Origin of the sequence: Paradevosia shaoguanensis (assembly GCF_016801025.1) — a bacterium.
Lineage (GTDB): Bacteria > Pseudomonadota > Alphaproteobacteria > Rhizobiales > Devosiaceae > Paradevosia > Paradevosia shaoguanensis.
In genome coordinates this window covers 3,034,117-3,049,872 of record NZ_CP068983.1, presented here as the reverse complement: position 1 = coordinate 3,049,872, position 15,756 = coordinate 3,034,117, and the positions used below count along the sequence as shown (strand labels likewise).

General features: G+C 63.5%; 15 protein-coding genes. 3 read left to right on the top strand and 12 right to left on the bottom strand.

The genetic code is table 11. The features are described from left to right. Position 1: 1 nt before the first annotated feature. A complete protein-coding gene (locus tag JNE37_RS14585) occupies positions 2-1,156 on the bottom strand; it encodes a fumarylacetoacetate hydrolase family protein (protein ID WP_203063480.1) in 1,155 nt (384 codons plus the stop codon). A gap of 267 nt (positions 1,157-1,423) precedes the next feature. On the opposite strand from JNE37_RS14585, the gene JNE37_RS14580 reads away from it, so the two are divergent. Next, positions 1,424-2,161, top strand: coding sequence for an SIMPL domain-containing protein (locus JNE37_RS14580; RefSeq protein ID WP_052015070.1), 738 nt, complete (start codon positions 1,424-1,426; stop codon positions 2,159-2,161). 43 nt (positions 2,162-2,204) lie between these two features. Here the strand turns inward: JNE37_RS14580 and JNE37_RS14575 are convergent, their stop codons facing one another. Next, the gene (locus tag JNE37_RS14575; protein WP_203063478.1) at positions 2,205-3,032 is read right to left on the bottom strand and encodes a sulfite exporter TauE/SafE family protein; all 828 of its coding nucleotides are present in this window, start codon (positions 3,030-3,032) and stop codon (positions 2,205-2,207) included. Positions 3,033-3,034: 2 nt separating this feature from the next. Next, positions 3,035-3,454 (bottom strand): secondary thiamine-phosphate synthase enzyme YjbQ, encoded by a 420-nt coding sequence (locus JNE37_RS14570; protein ID WP_035090694.1) that lies wholly within the window; start codon positions 3,452-3,454, stop codon positions 3,035-3,037. Between the two features lie 256 nt (positions 3,455-3,710). On the opposite strand from JNE37_RS14570, the gene JNE37_RS22660 reads away from it, so the two are divergent. Beyond that, on the top strand, positions 3,711-6,071 hold the full coding sequence (locus JNE37_RS22660) for an OmpA family protein (protein ID WP_246513293.1): 2,361 nt from the start codon (positions 3,711-3,713) through the stop codon (positions 6,069-6,071). 56 nt (positions 6,072-6,127) lie between these two features. Here JNE37_RS22660 and JNE37_RS14560 read toward each other — a convergent pair whose 3' ends face one another. The 4 genes from JNE37_RS14560 to JNE37_RS14545 form a co-directional block, all read right to left on the bottom strand. Beyond that, positions 6,128-6,421, bottom strand: a complete 294-nt coding sequence (locus JNE37_RS14560) for a DUF4282 domain-containing protein (RefSeq protein WP_035030529.1) — start codon at positions 6,419-6,421, stop codon at positions 6,128-6,130. Positions 6,422-6,517: 96 nt separating this feature from the next. Then, positions 6,518-6,844 (bottom strand): ArsR/SmtB family transcription factor, encoded by a 327-nt coding sequence (locus tag JNE37_RS14555; RefSeq protein WP_197030179.1) that lies wholly within the window; start codon positions 6,842-6,844, stop codon positions 6,518-6,520. Beyond that, a complete protein-coding gene (locus JNE37_RS14550; RefSeq protein WP_203063476.1) occupies positions 6,841-7,737 on the bottom strand; it encodes an alpha/beta hydrolase in 897 nt (298 codons plus the stop codon). Before JNE37_RS14550 ends, JNE37_RS14555 begins: the two co-directional genes overlap by 4 nt. A gap of 838 nt (positions 7,738-8,575) precedes the next feature. Then, on the bottom strand, positions 8,576-9,193 hold the full coding sequence (locus JNE37_RS14545) for a GyrI-like domain-containing protein (protein WP_203063474.1): 618 nt from the start codon (positions 9,191-9,193) through the stop codon (positions 8,576-8,578). 108 nt (positions 9,194-9,301) lie between these two features. Between JNE37_RS14545 and JNE37_RS14540 the strand changes: the two genes are divergently transcribed. Continuing rightward, complete coding sequence (locus tag JNE37_RS14540; RefSeq protein WP_203063472.1) at positions 9,302-10,339, top strand: LLM class flavin-dependent oxidoreductase; 1,038 nt, start codon at positions 9,302-9,304, stop codon at positions 10,337-10,339. Here the strand turns inward: JNE37_RS14540 and JNE37_RS14535 are convergent. The 5 genes from JNE37_RS14535 to dnaG all read right to left on the bottom strand — a co-directional run bounded on the left by JNE37_RS14535 (position 10,336) and on the right by dnaG (position 15,665). Continuing rightward, on the bottom strand, positions 10,336-10,764 hold the full coding sequence (locus JNE37_RS14535; RefSeq protein ID WP_081840432.1) for an OsmC family protein: 429 nt from the start codon (positions 10,762-10,764) through the stop codon (positions 10,336-10,338). The two genes, JNE37_RS14540 and JNE37_RS14535, sit on opposite strands and share 4 nt — an antisense overlap. Before the next feature lie 104 nt (positions 10,765-10,868). Then, the gene (locus JNE37_RS14530; protein ID WP_035030541.1) at positions 10,869-11,093 is read right to left on the bottom strand and encodes a hypothetical protein; all 225 of its coding nucleotides are present in this window, start codon (positions 11,091-11,093) and stop codon (positions 10,869-10,871) included. A gap of 43 nt (positions 11,094-11,136) precedes the next feature. Then, a complete protein-coding gene (locus tag JNE37_RS14525; protein WP_203063470.1) occupies positions 11,137-11,424 on the bottom strand; it encodes an HlyU family transcriptional regulator in 288 nt (95 codons plus the stop codon). Positions 11,425-11,489: 65 nt separating this feature from the next. Beyond that, positions 11,490-13,550 (bottom strand): RNA polymerase sigma factor RpoD, encoded by a 2,061-nt coding sequence (rpoD, locus tag JNE37_RS14520; protein WP_035030547.1) that lies wholly within the window; start codon positions 13,548-13,550, stop codon positions 11,490-11,492. 177 nt (positions 13,551-13,727) lie between these two features. Next, entirely contained in the window at positions 13,728-15,665 is a 1,938-nt protein-coding gene (gene dnaG, locus JNE37_RS14515) for a DNA primase (RefSeq protein WP_203063468.1), read from the bottom strand. Between the last annotated feature and the right edge of the window lie 91 nt (positions 15,666-15,756).

Sequence of the window (15,756 nt, the reverse complement as noted above, 5' to 3'; positions counted from 1 at the left end):
TTTACAGCAAATCCGCCTTGGCCAGGTCGCGCAGCAGGTGGCTGGCGCCATAGGTCCAGGGCGGGCATTCGGTGGATAGCCGGACGCGATTTCTCAGCGTGCCCAGGCTCGGGGTGGAGATGGATACCACATCGTTGATCTTGTGGGTGAAACCTTTTCCCACCCCATCCCGGTCTTTGACCGGGGCGAACATCGTACCGAGATAAAGCACCAGGCCGTCCGGATATTGGTGGTGCCGTCCGATGGTCGCGGCCACCAGGGATTCCGGAGTGCGCGAGATCTGGCTCATGTTCGAATGTCCGTCGAGCACGAACCCATCCTCGCCTTCCACGCGCAAGGCCAGCTCGGCGCTCTTGATGGTCTCGATGGTGAAATCGCCATCGAAGAGCCGGATGAACGGCCCGAGCGAAGCGGAGGCGTTGTTGTCCTTGGCCTTGCCCAGCAGCAGTGCCGAACGGCCCTCGACGTCACGCAGGTTGACGTCGTTGCCCAAGGTCGCGCCGATGATCTGGCCGGCGCTCGTTACCACCACCGCCACTTCCGGCTCCGGATTGTTCCAGCTCGAAACCGGATGCAGCCCGACATCGGCGCCCCAGCCCACCGAGGACATCGGCTGGCTCTTGGTGAAGATCTCGGCATCCGGCCCGATGCCGACTTCGAGATACTGGCTCCAGACGCCTTTGGCGATCAGCGATTCCTTGACCTTCATCGCCGCGGGCGAGCCCGGCACGAGGTCGGAAAGGTTCGAGCCGACCAGCGTGAGGATATCCTGGCGCAACGCATCGGCACGCGACTTGTCGCCCCGCGCCTGCTCCTCGATCACGCGCTCGAGCAGGGACACGACGAAGGTCACCCCCGACGCCTTGATCGCCTGCAGGTCGATCGGCGACAGCAGTGACGGCCTGGACGCATCGGATTTTGCCGCCTCGCTGTTGGCGAGAATGTCGGCGAGCGACCCGATCGCTTTTCCCGGTGCCGACTTCACATGGGCGGCCGCATCGGAGCGCTCGCAGATATCGCGCGACGTCGCCGCGCCTTTGGCGGTAATGTCCAGAACGATCCCGTCGCGGACGGTGATGACGCGGGGATGGTCGAACCCCGGCACGCGGGCGCGGCCGAGGAGAACGCCCGAAGACGGGACGATGGCTTCAGTCATGGCTTTGGATGCCCCTCGCATTTCAAGGCCGAAAAGGATGCGTCTTTGCTAGCGCGCCGGGGCGGATAAATCCAGCCGCGCCGGCGTTTCGGACTTTAAGACTTAAGGCTTCCGCGCCTGCCCAAAAAAATCTTTCGGCACCACCCAAGGACTTTCACAGAGCTGGCGTCTTAATGGGTGACGGCGCGTTCAACTCCCGTTCAGGTACGCCGCATTAACACCGCAATGAACAGCAAATTCTGCTGGAATTTCAAAATGGAGAGACCCATGCGTCTGATTACCGCCCTTGTTCCCCTTGCTCTCGCAACGGCTCTCACTGCTCCTGCTCTCGCTCAGGAAGCACCGCGCCCGGGCACGATCTCGATCGAGGGCCGCGCAGAAGTCAGCGCCGCGCCGGACACCGCTTTTGTCACCTCCGGCGTCACCACCCAGGGCGAGACCGCCCGCGAGGCGCTCGACGCCAATACCAAGGCTATGGCCGATCTCATCGCGGCGCTCAAGGCCTCCAATATCGAAGCCAAGGACATCCAGACCTCAGGCTTCTCGGTCAACCCGAACTACGTCTATTCGGACGAGCGCGACGCCAACGGCTACAGCAAGCCGCCCAAGATCGCCGGCTACCAGGTTTCGAACGCCGTCACCGTCCGCGTCCGTGACCTGCCCTCGCTGGGCCAGGTGCTCGACAAGGCCGTGACCGTAGGCGCCAATACCATCAATGGCGTGAGCTTCACTGTCGCCGACCCTTCCAAGCTCTATGACGAAGCCCGCAAGGCGGCTTTCGCCGATGCCAAGGAGAAGGCGGACCTTTACGCCGAAGTCGCCGGCGTTGGCCTGTCGCGTATCCTCTCGATCAGCGAGAACCAGAACTTCAACCAGCCGCCGCAGCCCTACATGATGAAGCAGTCGATGGCCGATGCCGGGGCCTCCCCGGTGCCGGTGCAGGCGGGCGAGATGAGCTTCTCGGTCAACGTGTCGGTGCAGTGGGAACTGTCCGAAGGCAAGTAAGACGGGAGGGGAGCTTCGGCTCCCCTTTCCTTTGGGGTGGCAGCTAGAACAGGGCTTTCCAGATCATCTGCAGCCCGACCAGCGTCAGAAATATCGCGAAGACGTATTTGAGCGTCTTCTGGTCCAGTCGGTGGGCGATCGCGACTCCAATGGGCGCGCAGACCGCGGCCATGGCGCCAACGATGACCAGCGCCACGAGGTTCACGTAGCCGATGCTGAGCGGAGGCAGATCGGAGGCGCTCCAGCCGGATATGACGAAACCGATCGTGCCGCCGATGGCGATGGCGACGCCGATGGCCGCGCCCGTGCCCACAGCCTTGTGCATGGTTTCGCCGAAGGCGGCGAGCGTCGGGACGCTGAGCGAGCCGCCGCCCGTACCCATCAGCGCGGAAATGTAGCCGACGACGAACGCCGAAATCCGGTGGGTAAGCGCCGAACCCTTGAGATGTCCCATGAGCCGCGTCTGGAACGGCAGCACGATATTGGCGGCGATGAAGATCGACATGAAGCCGAAGACGAGGCGCAGCACGGCGCCCGAGAACAGGCCGGCCATGAGGCCGCCGATCAGTGTACCCACGAAGATGAAGGGCACCCAGAGGCGCAGCGCTTGGGTATCGACCGCGCCTCGCTTGTAGTGCGAGCGCGCGCTCATGATGCCGGTGGGGATGATGATCGCCAGCGAAGTGGCCACCGCCACGTGCTGGACCACATCGCTGTCATAGCCCATGAGCCCCAGCGCCCAGCCGAGCGCCGGCACGATGATGGCGCCCCCGCCAATGCCAAGGAGCCCGGCGAAAACGCCCGAAAAGGCACCCGTAACGAGAAGGCCGACGGCGAATGGCCAATAGGCGGCCAGCTCTGCAAAACTCACGTTCACTCTCCGATGATATGCACGACGACCTGCCGCCGATGCGGCGCGGAGCGATGCTCGAAGAGATAGACGCCCTGCCAGGTGCCGAGCACCAGGGAACCGGCATCGACAGGGATGCCGATGGAGGTCTGCGTCAGCGCCGCCTTGATGTGGGCAGGCATGTCGTCGGGCCCTTCGAGGGTGTGGGTGATCCAGGGCATATGCTCGGGAACGAGGCGGCTGAAGAAGCCCTTGAGGTCCACCTGCACGTCCGGATCCGCATTCTCCTGGATGAGGAGCGAACACGAGGTGTGGCGGCAGAAGACCGTCGCGAGGCCGGAGCGAATGCCGGAACCAGTCACGAACTGGCGCAGCGGGCGCGAAAACTCGTAGAGTCCCTGTCCTGACGTTACGACCTCGATAACGGTCTGAGTCTGCTGCATTTGCCTGCTCCGATCTTCAAGCGCCTAACATCCCGACGCCGGCCTGTCATGCCCGTGCGCCAAACTCGTGCCCGATTTGCCACGTCGTTTGCCCATCGTGGCCGGCTTGGGAACTGAACGGAAAAGCCCGCGTTTGCTCACGAAACCGGCAAATCTAAAGTCGGAAGAACGGGCGATGATTCGTTCAGGTCCGGTTCAGGACCGCCCCGAAATACTCACAGGCTGAACAACAGTCCTAAGAAAAAGGATGAGAACAATGCGCCTTCGACACTGGCTCCTGACAGGCACCAGCCTCGGGATCCTAGCCCTGGCCCCGAGCGGCATCGCCCGGGCTCAGGACGCAGCGCTTCAGGCCGCTTACGAGAACTACGTGTCCGCCGCCTCCTCCGACGATGCGGAGGCCAAGGCCAAGGCAGAAGCCGACTTCCAGGCCGCCTGCGCCGCGGCAGGCATTGGCGGCATCAAGGAATGCATCAGCGCCATCCAGAACGGGGGCGCGCCCGCCGCTGCCCCTGCCGAGCAAGCTGCGCCGCCGGCTGAAGCGCCGGCCCCGGCACCCGAGCCCGCGCCTGCCGAACAGCCGGCTCCGGCCGAGCAGCCCGCCCCGGAACCCGCACCCGTAGAACAACCCGCGCCGCCTCCCGCCGAGGAACCGGCGCCGCCCGCCCCTGCCGAGCAACCCGCACCGGCGCCCGAGCCTGCTCCCCAGCAGCCGGCCGCGCAGGAGCCCGCACCCGCAGAGCAGCCTGCACCAGCCGAACAACCGGCTCCTGCCGAACAGCCCGCACCCGAGCCCGCTCCGGCCCCGGCCGAGCAACAGCCCGCGCCGGCGGCCGAACAGCCTGCAACCCAGCAGCCCGCAGCTCCGGCCGAGCAGCCCGCTCCGGCTGAACAGCCTGCGCCTGCCGAGCAGCCGGCTCCCGCCGAGCAGCCCGCGCCTGCGCAGGAACAACCGGCCGCTCCTGCTGCCGATATCTCGGGTGATCTCAACGCCGCCGTCGGCGACTACCAGAACGGGGTTGCGGCCCTGATCGAAGCGCAGACCAGCGGCGCCGATATCGCCCCGGCCCAGGCCCAGATTGCCGACGCCCAGTCGCGCATCGATGCCCTGTGCCCGCAGGCCGGCTTCACCTCGCGTGATTCCTGCCTCAACAATTTCGGCCTGACACTGCCCAAGGTTCCCGAGAACCTGCTGCCGGCCCAGCCTGCTGCGCCGGCTCCTGCCGAACAGCCGGCCCCGGCCGAGCAGCCTGCGGCTGAACAGCCCCCGGTCGAGCAGCCGACGCCTCCGCCGCCGGAGCAGGTCAAGCAGGAGATCGAGGCCAGCCCCGTGCTCCAGGACCAGCCGACCGAGGACGTGACCAATCTTCCGGCCAATGTGAAGCCCGAGGAAGTCGCTCCGCTGCTCGACAGCGCCAAGGACGAAGTGACCAACATCGTGACCGGTGTCGGCCCGAGCGCCGTGGTGGCCCCGCCTGCCGAAACCGCCCCGCCGCCATCCGACGACGCCGCCGCCCAGGCCAAGCTCGCCATCGCCCCTGAAGAAATTCAGGCGACGACCGCCGAGCAGGGTCAGCAGCTGACCGCGCCGCCGCCGGTCGAGGTGCCGCAGAACGTCACCATCATCAACAACACCACTACGACCGTCGTGAACAACGTGACGAACAACGTCACCAACAACAACACGACCGTGAACAACAACACCACGGTGAACAACAACCAGCAGCCGGGCGGTCGCCCGCAGCCTGGTGGCCGTCCGCAGCAGCCGGCCGATATCGGCCAGATCATCCTGCAGATCGGCACCCAGCTCGTGATCTCCAATCCGACGCAGGAGCGTGACCGCTTCATGCAGCAGGATGACCAGGTCTATTACGAGCAGCTGAGCGGCGGCCGTGTCCGCGAGACCGTGGAACGCCCCGACGGCACCAAGGTCGTCACGATCCGTAATCGCTACGGCGAAGTGCTGCAGCGTTCGCGCATCGACCGCGATGGCCGTGAATACATCCTGGCCTATTACGATCCGCGCGCCGACCGCGAGGACGAGGACCTGTTCTACCGCGACCCGGGCGCCGACCTGCCCCCGCTGCGGCTGACCATCCCCGTCAACCAGTACGTCATCGACGCCCGCAACGCGAACGAGCAGCAGATCACGACCTTCTTCGAGCAGCCGCCGGTTGAACAGGTCCGGCGCCTCTACACCATCGACGAGGTCAAGCGCTCTGCCCGTATCCGTGACAGCGTGCGCCGCCTCGAAGTGGGTAACCTCACGTTCGATACCGGTGCCGCCACGATCTCGCGCGACCAGGTCGCCTCGCTCGGCAGCGTTGCCGCCGCCATGCAGAACCTGCTCAAGCGGAATCCGGCCGAGACCTTCCTCATCGAAGGCCATACCGACGCCGTGGGTTCGGACCTGTCGAACCTCAAGCTCTCGGATTTGCGTGCCAACACCGTCGCCCGCATTCTCTCGGACTTCTACGATATCCCGCCCGAGAACCTGGTGACCCAGGGTTATGGCGAGCGCTATCTCAAGATCAACACGCAGATTGCCGAGCGGGAGAACCGCCGCGTGACCATCCGGCGCATCACGCCGCTCATCACGCCGGTCGCCAACCGCTGACCAGCGGCAGACGCCAAAGCGAAAGGCCGGACCTTCGGGTCCGGCCTTTTGTCATCCTAGAGACCGCTCTTGCGGTCCCGAATGTCCTTGAGAATATCGTGGATGGAGAACACCACTGTCCACAATTCGACGGTGATGCGCCAGACCAGCACCCCGACGGCTCCACCGATGAGCGCCCCGACCAACCCAATCAGGCCGCCACCGAAATTGCCCTGCGAAATCCCGGCAAACAACGCGCCCAGCGCCCCCAGCACCGCAAACAGGGCGATCAGCGCAAGACCGATGTAGTAGATGATCTTGGTGACCTGGGGAAAAATGAACTCGTCAAACCTCAGAAGCTTTTCAAGCATCGATAACCCTCATTGCTGAATGGGCTGAGGGTAACACTCCGTAGCGCAAGCAAAAACCCCGGGGTGAAGGGGTGTGGGCACTAGGGCCATAGCCTCTTACCCGCCCCTCTTTCCACCCTTCTCCCTTTGTGCCAGCAGGCCCATCGGGGTCTCGTCGAAGCGTTCGAGCCAGCGGATGGCCACGGCGCGCAGCGGTACTGGGTTGAGGAAATGCAGCCGTTCGCGGCCGCTTTTTTCGCTGAACAGCAGATTGGCCGTCTCGAGGATTTTCAGATGCTTGCTTACCGCCTGGCGGGTGATCGGCAGGCCTTCGCCCAACTGGCTCAGTGTCTGCCCGTTCCGGGCCTGAAGCCGCGTGAGGATCAGTCGGCGGCTCGGGTCGGCCAGAGCGGTGAAGATAGCTTCGCGGTCGATCTCGCTCATGGGCGATCGTAGGCCCTGTGCACATAGGCGCCGATCTCGGCTATCGCCTCCGACGCCTCGGGAACGTCCGGCGCAGCGTGATGGAAGACATGCCAAAGCTCGGGCCAGATCTTGAACGTCACATCGCAGCCCGCCGCCTGGGCGCGTTCGGCGAAGACCGCGCTATCATCGAGCATCACCTCATTGCCGCCGGCATGGATCAACATGGGCGGCAGGCCGGCCAGATCGGCGAACATCGGGGACGCCATGGGATCGCGCGGATCGCGGCGGCCAGCATACCATGTGCCGGCGCGTCGAAGCCGCTCGGGCACGATGATCGGATCATTCTCGCGCAGGCGCTCGTAGGAGAGGCTGGAAACGGTGAGGTCCGTCCAGGGCGCCAGCAGCACCGCCGCACGCGGCATCTCCGCGCCCGCCTCGCGCAAGGCGAGCAGCATCGAAAGGGCGAGCCCGCCGCCGGCGGAATCACCGCCCACGATGATATCGGACGGTTTGAACCCCTCGCTCAGCAGCCAGCCGAAGGCGAGAAGCGCATCCTTGACTGCGGCGGGGAAGGGATGCTCAGGCGCCAGGCGATAATCGGGCATGAGCACGCGCGTTCCCGTTGCCTGCGCCAGGAGCGCGGCGAGCTTGCGGTGCGTCTTGGGCGAGCCGGCATTGTAGCCGCCTCCATGCAGGAACAGGAAAACCCGGCGGGGATCGGAGCCGGGCATATCCATCCACTCGGACGGAACGCCGCCGGCTATGACCGGCTTGAACTGCGCACCCTCGGGCAGCGGCAGCTTGCCGGCCTCTTCCTCCCAGTTGCGGCGGGCAATGGCCAACGGCACATCCTCCTCCTGCCGCTCGGCAAACAGGCGTGCGATCTCGATATGTGCTTCCGGACTCGCCATGACGATCTCCCCACCTCGCAGCAATCTGCGAGGCCCCGGCGGCGAAGGCAACACGACAAACGGGCCGCCATGTGGCGTCTACCCGCTATTCCCCATCTTCCGCACAAGCCCAAAATTGCGTGCAAGCAGGCGCCACGCCGCAAGCATCGGCAGGTCGCGCGAGGAGTCTGCAGGTGATCCGGCAGTAATCGGGCACAATTTTGCCACGAACTGAACGAGCGCAGAAAGGTAACCGACTGATTTTCTGGCAAAAATCATCCGATCACGCGATTGGGAACTATTCAAACCAGCCCGCGTTTCTTCCGGCATAGCAGATGTAACACGGAGAGACATCATGGCTAATCCGGACCGTGATCCACTTTATAGCGACAATGCTAACGCCAACCGGACAACCTATACCCGGGAAGGCAACGGTACCGGCTGGTTCATCGGCATCATCGTAGTCCTTGCCCTTCTGGCGATCGGCTATCTGGTCTTCTCGTCCAACTCCGGACCGGCGACCGTAAACCAGACGACAACCACCAGCCCTTCGGTTACGGCTCCGGCCGATAATCCGACGACGCCTGCTGCGCCGAGCACGAATACCACTACGACGCCGATGGCTCCGAGCACCGAAACGACCACGACCCCGATGACTCAGGCCCCGGCTACGCCGGCACCGAGCACGGAAACCCCAACTCCGGCGGCCCCGGCTACTGAGCCGGCAGCTCCTGCTGCACAGCCCGCCACCCCGGCTGAGCCCGCAACTCCCGCGGCTCCTGCCCAATAAAAAGACTTCCCAAGCTTCAGTCCCCTCCCTCTGAAGCAAAAGCCCCGGCCGCCCCGCCGGGGCTTGTTCTTATGCGCGGGCGACAGGTTGCCGCAGAATGGTCTTGAGTTTCTCAGGTGCTGTCTTGCGGGCATCGGAGAGATAGATCTCGTGGTGGTGCCCGGTCGCGACAAGGCCGTTCTGCGGCATGAACTCGTCGTGCAGCTGCGCCAGCGTCGGCCCTTCATCGTCATAGCTGCCGATGTGCAGGATCTGGACGGAAAGCCCTTCCTCGTAGCGCTCCAGCCTGAGGCTGGCAGGGTTCTCGCCGAGTTTCCCGCGTGCCTTCTCGACGGCGGTCTCGTAGAGCGCGGCTGAGGCGAAATCTGGCGCCATGATCATCATGGCCCACCGCCAGCGATCCTTGTCGCGGCGGATGAAGCTTTCCATGTCCTCGGACCACCAGAGCCCCTCGAGCGGTGGCACGACGTAGTCCTGGCCGGTTGCGTGGCGTACGGCGAACTTGAGGGCGTAGCTCGTGGCATACAGCCATTCGAGCGCGTGCTTATAGGCCTCGGCGGTATTGGGGTTGCCGGCTCCATCCACCATCACGAACTGCATGGCCGGCACTTCGATCAGTTCGAAGGCCTTTGCCGAAGGTTGGTAGAGCGTCTTGAGGCTCTTGCGGAAGTCGATCTTGTCGCTCATCGGCCTGCGGTTTTCTCCCATGCAACCAGAGGGGCGGTTACCATATTGTGCCGTCTTGATGCCCATCGCCCGAAACGCCATGTCTGGCGCGAACCGAAAGGAAACGTCATGCAACTCGGCCTTTATTCCTTCGCGGAGAACACGCCCGATCCGCTGAACGGCGATCGCCTGCAGTCTCCCGCCGAACGCCTCAAGGACCTGCTCGAAGAAATCGAACTGGCCGACCAGCTCGGCCTGGATTTTTATGGCCTGGGCGAGCACCATCGCCCCGATTTCGTCGCGTCCTCGCCCGTCACCATTCTCGCGGCCGCCGCCGCGCGCACCAAGAGCATCCGGCTTTCGACCGCCGTGACCGTCCTCTCCTCGGACGATCCCATCCGCGTCTACCAGCAGTTCTCGACCCTCGACCTGCTCTCGAACGGACGCGCCGAGATCATGGCCGGCCGCGGTTCGTTCATCGAGAGCTTTCCGCTCTTCGGCTACAACCTCAACGACTACGACGACCTGTTCGAGGAAAAGCTCGCTGAGCTCATCGAGATTCGCAAGGGCGGCAAGGTCGAGTGGGCGGGCAGCGATCACACCAAGCCCATTCCCGGCATCGAGATCTACCCCAAGCCGGTGCAGGACCCGATTCCGCTCTGGATCGCCGTGGGCGGCACGCCCAATTCGGTGGCTCGCGCGGCCTATTACGGCCTGCCCCTGATGATCGCCATCATCGGCGGCTATCCGCGCCAGTTCGCCCCGCTCGTGCAGTTCTATCGCGAGACCGCCGAGAAGCTTGGCAAGGATCCGAAGACGCTGCCGGTCGGCATTTCCTCGCACGGCTTCATCGCCGAGAATTCGCAGGACGCCATCGAGATCGCCTACCCCTCGCACCACGCCGCAATGGCCAGGATCGGCCGCGAGCGCGGCTGGGCGCCGGGCACCAAGGAGCAGTTCGTCAACGGCTCCAAGCCCGAGGGCGCCTACTTCATGGGGAGCCCGCAGGAAGTGATCGACAAGATCCTGATGCAGCACGAATGGTTCAAGCACGACCGTTTCGGCCTGCAACTGAGCGTGGGCACGGTGCCGCACGACAAGGTCATGAAGGCCATCGAGCTCTTCGGCACGGTGGTGAAGCCGGCCATCGACAAGGCGCTCGGCTAAGCCGGTTGCGGCTCGGCCGGATCGGGCGCGCCACGCCTGCGGATCGAGCCGCTGATCGGTATGGCCAGAGACAGCGTATTGACCACTTCGCCGTGCTTACGCACGACGGAGTGGAGCCGGTCGAGCTGCATCTGCGTCTCTTCCGTATCGACTTCTATGGAATAGCTGATGGCCACGATTTCGGGCGGATAGGACTGGCTGAGCGCCCGCACATCCACCGTCACCTCGTTCTGGCAGACGTCGGGCAGGTATCGCTCCACACTCGCCAGCAGGCATGCTGCCACCGAAGCCAAGAGGAGATCGACTGCGCCGAAACTCCTCAGCGTCCCACCCGGATCGGTGCTGAAACTCAGCGCCGCGTCCTTGCACCTGGCCAGTGAACCTTGCTCGGCGGTTCGCCTGGCACTCAGACTGTACCTGACCATAGGGTTGGCCCAATCTCCCCCGCGATTGGACGTCTCCTATAGCAAGTCTGAGAGCGACAACAAACTAAATTGAATATTGCTTTTTTCGAGGATCAACAGCCAAATTACTTAGCGTCGGATCGTTTGATCAATTTGATCTGCAACGGAGGCAGGCCGGACTTCTCAGCGATGGAACGGTCTTGCTCCATGATGACTTCGCGCGCCGGCTCATCGCCATCGAGGCCACCCAAAACATCGGCCGGAACACGCCGATTTGAACGCTGGCTGCCATCCTCGTAGATGACGTCGAACAAAACGAATTCCTGCCGTGCAGTCGGCTTCTTAGCCATACTGGCCTCCTGTATCTGAGTTTCTGGCCGCGAGAACGCGGCTTTAATTGAAGAGCTTGTCGCCCTGCTCGTCCACGAGCTGGCGGCCCTTGGCCAGCGACAGCGACGTGGCGTCTTCGCGCGACGAAAACTTGTCGGCCCGAACGAACTTGTAGCTCTTGAGTTCGCCGCCGATCTCTTTCTCGATCGTGCCGGCAAGCTGGTGCTCGCTACCCGAGGACATAGCGATCGCTTTGATCACGAACCCCTTGTAGTCCTCTTGGGCGAGAGCCTTGTCGCCTTGCGGCGCCGCGGTCTTCCCACCGCCGAAAAGGGACTTCAGAAACGACATCGGGTTCTCCTCCATAAGACAAAGGCGGCCGCGGCCGCCTTTGCAGTTAATTGCACTGGCAGGCGTCAGTTATCCAGGAAGCTGCGCAGCTTGCGCGACCGGCTGGGGTGCTTGAGCTTGCGGAGCGCCTTGGCTTCGATCTGGCGGATACGCTCGCGCGTCACCGAGAACTGCTGGCCCACCTCTTCGAGGGTGTGGTCCGTGTTCATGCCGATGCCGAAGCGCATGCGCAGCACGCGCTCTTCACGCGGGGTCAGCGAAGCCAGCACGCGGGTCGTCGTCTCGCGCAGGTTCGACTGGATGGCCGCATCGATCGGCTGGATGGCGTTCACATCCGGGATGAAATCGCCCAGGTTGCTGTCTTCTTCATCGCCGATCGGCGTTTCGAGCGAGATCGGCTCCTTGGCGATCTTCAGGACCTTGCGGACCTTGTCGAGCGGCATCTGCAGCTTTTCGCTGAGCTCTTCCGGCGTCGGTTCGCGGCCGATTTCGTGGAGCATCTGGCGGCTCGTGCGCACGATCTTGTTGATCGTCTCGATCATGTGCACCGGAATACGAATGGTGCGCGCCTGGTCGGCGATCGAGCGGGTGATCGCCTGGCGAATCCACCACGTCGCATAGGTCGAGAACTTGTAGCCGCGCCGATACTCGAACTTATCGACGGCCTTCATCAGGCCGATATTGCCTTCCTGGATCAGGTCCAGGAACTGCAGCCCGCGGTTCGTATACTTCTTGGCGATCGAGATCACGAGACGGAGGTTGGCTTCCACCATCTCCTTCTTGGCGATGGCAGCTTCGCGCTCGCCCTTCTGCACCTTGTGCACGATGCGGCGGTATTCGGCGATATCGAGACCAGTTTCGGTCGCGAGAGTCGAGATGTCACCGCGGATTTCGTTGATGGTGTCGAGTTCGCGCCGGATGAATTCGGCCCAACCCTTGTCATCGCGCTCGCCGACCGAGACGGTCCAGCCGGGATCGACTTCCGAGCCGTAATAGGCCTGGAGGAACGTCTCGCGCTTGATGCCATAGCTCTCGGCCAGGCGCAGCAGGCGACCTTCGAGGCGCACGAGACGCTTGTTGATGTCGTAGAGCTGCTCGACCAGGCTTTCGATACGGCTGGCATTGAGCGAGAGCGACTTCACGTCGGCGATCACTTCGCCGCGGAGCGCTTCCACCTGCTTGACGTCTGCCGCGTTCGATACCTTCTGGGCAGCGCGGTCCTCGGCATGCTGGTCCTGCATGCGACGCATCTTGCCATAGGCCTCGGCAATGCGGTCGAAGGTTTCCACCACCTGCGGCTTGAGCTCGGCTTCCATGGCCGACAGCGACAGCGAATTCTCGAAGTCGTCGTCTTCCTCTTCCACCGGATCCTGCGGAGCCTCTGGCTCCTCGGGGACGTAATCATCCTCGTCGTCGCCCGATGCGCGCTTCTTGGGGGCCTCCTTGGCCTTGGCGGGCTTGGCTTCGACGGCAGGAGCCTTCTCGACCACTTCCTGCATCACAGGCGCTGCCTGCTTGGCATCGGGGCCGGCATAAGTGGCTTCGAGATCGATGATGTCGCGCAGCAGGATTTCACCGGCAGCGAGCTGGTCGCGCCAGATGATGATGGCCTGGAAGGTCAGCGGGCTTTCGCACAGGCCCGCGATCATGGTCTCGCGGCCGGCCTCGATGCGCTTGGCGATGGCGATTTCGCCCTCGCGGCTGAGCAGTTCCACCGAGCCCATTTCGCGCAGGTACATGCGGACCGGATCGTCCGTACGATCGCTGCCTTCGCGGGTATTGGACTTGCTGGCAACCGCCGTGCCGGTGCGCTCGGCGACTTCGGTGCTCTCTTCCTCGGTGTCGGGCTCGGCCTCTTCGACCTCGTCCTCGTCGACGACGTTGATGCCCATGTCCGAGAACATGGCCATGATATCCTCGATCTGCTCGGAAGAGACTTCTTCGGAGGGCAGGACCGAGTTCAATTCTTCATAAGTGACGTAGCCGCGCTTCTTGGCGACCTTGATCAGCTTCTTGACCGCGGCATCGGAAAGATCGAGTGGGGAAGTATCGGGCGCCTCGGGGGCTGCGCCGCCTTCCGGCTTCTCGGTCTCTTTCTGCTTTGCGTTCGCTGCCTTTGTGGCCATCTTGTGCTCCCTGGCCCCGTTGATCCGTCGGGTGCCGGTAATGCTCTTACGTGGGGATAGCTCAAGGAAAGATAAAGGAGTGGTAAACCAGCAGTTAACGGTGCCGGTTCGCGTTCGCCCTCGGGAGTGATTCGCTCATGAGCAAAATCGCGCGACGCGCCGCCCCTAGAAATTTTTCTAGAAACTGCGTGTTGCGCGTCCCGATAGCGAACCAAATCCTTCGATCAATGCCTCTGTGCCATCGACAGTGGTTATCTGGTTCTGGATGTCCCGCAGCCTCTCAAAGGTTTCTTCGCTCGGGTCATCGCCCAGCGCTAATTCGGCTGCCTTCAGCTCCCTATTTAGCTGAACTTTCTTGTTATGCAAGGCCAAGGCGTGCGTTAGTCCGGTTTCCGCGTCCGCTTGCGCGATTTCCTCTCCGATTTGCCACACGCCCTGGCGTGCCAGCAACCGCCTCATACGGTCTAGTGGTTCACCGAAATTGCGCAGCCCCAGGGCCTCGATCAAGGATTCGCGACCGATCTCGTGATCGCGCGAAATGATATCGAGGATAGCCGTGAGTATGCCTCGCGCGGTAGGCGTCTCGAAATCGAGTGCCGCCAGCATCTCCAGCCGGATTTCGGCCAGGTGCGGATGGTTGACGAGGCTGAGGATGATGGTCGCTTCGCGCGGCGTCGCGTCGGCTGTCAGCCCGGGTTTGAGCAGCCGCGAATTGCGTAGCGTGTCCGACACCACGAGCCGGGGCGACCCGCGCCCGGAAAGGCCGCCACGCTGGGCGCCACCCTGCCCGAACTTGCCGCCGCGCCCGCCCTCGAACCGCGCACCGCGCTGCGGAGCGAAGAAGGCCTGCAGCTTTTCGTCGAACGCCTGCATATAGTGCCGCTTGACCGAGCTGTCGCCGATCGAATTGGCCCGCTCGCGCAATCGCGCCTCGAGCGCCGCTCGCGCCTCGGGTGTTTCAGGCAGCACGCCGCGTGTCTCGATGTTCCACACGGTGTCCGAAAGCGCCACCGCCCTGTCGATGACATCGGTAAACGCATCGCGCCCGTGCTTCTTGATGAGATCGTCCGGATCGAGCCCCTCGGGGAGCGTGGCGATACGCACGGTCTTGCCCGGCTGCAGCAGCGGCAGCACGATGCCGGCTGCGCGCTCGGCCGCCCGCAGGCCGGCGCTGTCGCCATCGAAACAGAGGACGGGGCTGTCGCTCATGCGCCAAAGAAGCGCTGCATGTTCCTCCGTCATGGCCGTACCGAGCGGAGCGACGGCGCCCTCGAACCCGGCCATCACCGCCGAGATCACGTCGAGATAGCCCTCGACGACGATCACCGTCTTGCCGTCATTGGCCGCCTGCCGGGCGTTCTGCCCGTTATAGAGTGTCTGCCGCTTGTGGAAGAGTTCGGTCTCAGGCGAGTTGAGATACTTGGCCGGCACGTCGGGCGACATGGCGCGTCCGCCGAAGGCGATCACGCGCCCGCGGAAATCGGTGATCGGAAACATCACGCGATTGCGGAAGCGATCATAGGGAAGCGGGCTGTCCTCGCGGACGACGACGAGGCCGGCATCCACCATTTCCTGCGCTGTCACGCCGTTAAGCGCCAGATGCTCCTTGAGCCCGTTGCTGCTGTCAGGTGCATAACCGATGCGAAACCGCGTCTGTGCCTGCGCCGATACTCCGCGCTCGAAAAGGTATCCCCGGGCCCGCGCACCGATATTATGCGCCAGCGCCGCCTCGAAATATTTGGTCGCCAGTTCCATGACGTCATAGAGCGAACGCCGCACCGCCTCGCGCTTTTCGGCGCGCTCGTCGCGGGCCGGCATCGGCACGCCGGCCATTCCCGCCAGCCGTTCGACGGCCTCGGGGAAGCTCATCCCGGTCTTTTCAGTCAGAAACCGGAAATGGTCGCCATGCGCCCCGCAACCGAAGCAGTGGTAGCTGCCGCGCCGGTCATCGGCGTGAAAGCTGGGACTCTTCTCGCCGTGGAATGGACAGCACGCCCAGAAATCCCCACGTCCGGGCTGGCTCTTGCGCTTGTCCCAAAGGACGTGCTCGCCCACCACCTGCGAAATAGGCAGGCGTTGACGGATCTCATCCAGAAAGCTGTCGGAAAAGCGCATGAGGGATAAGTAAGCGCGTACTTACCGCTTGTCACCCAAGCCCAACGCGGTTTTTGGCCCCAGGGAGCAAAGTTATCCCCGCTGACTTGCA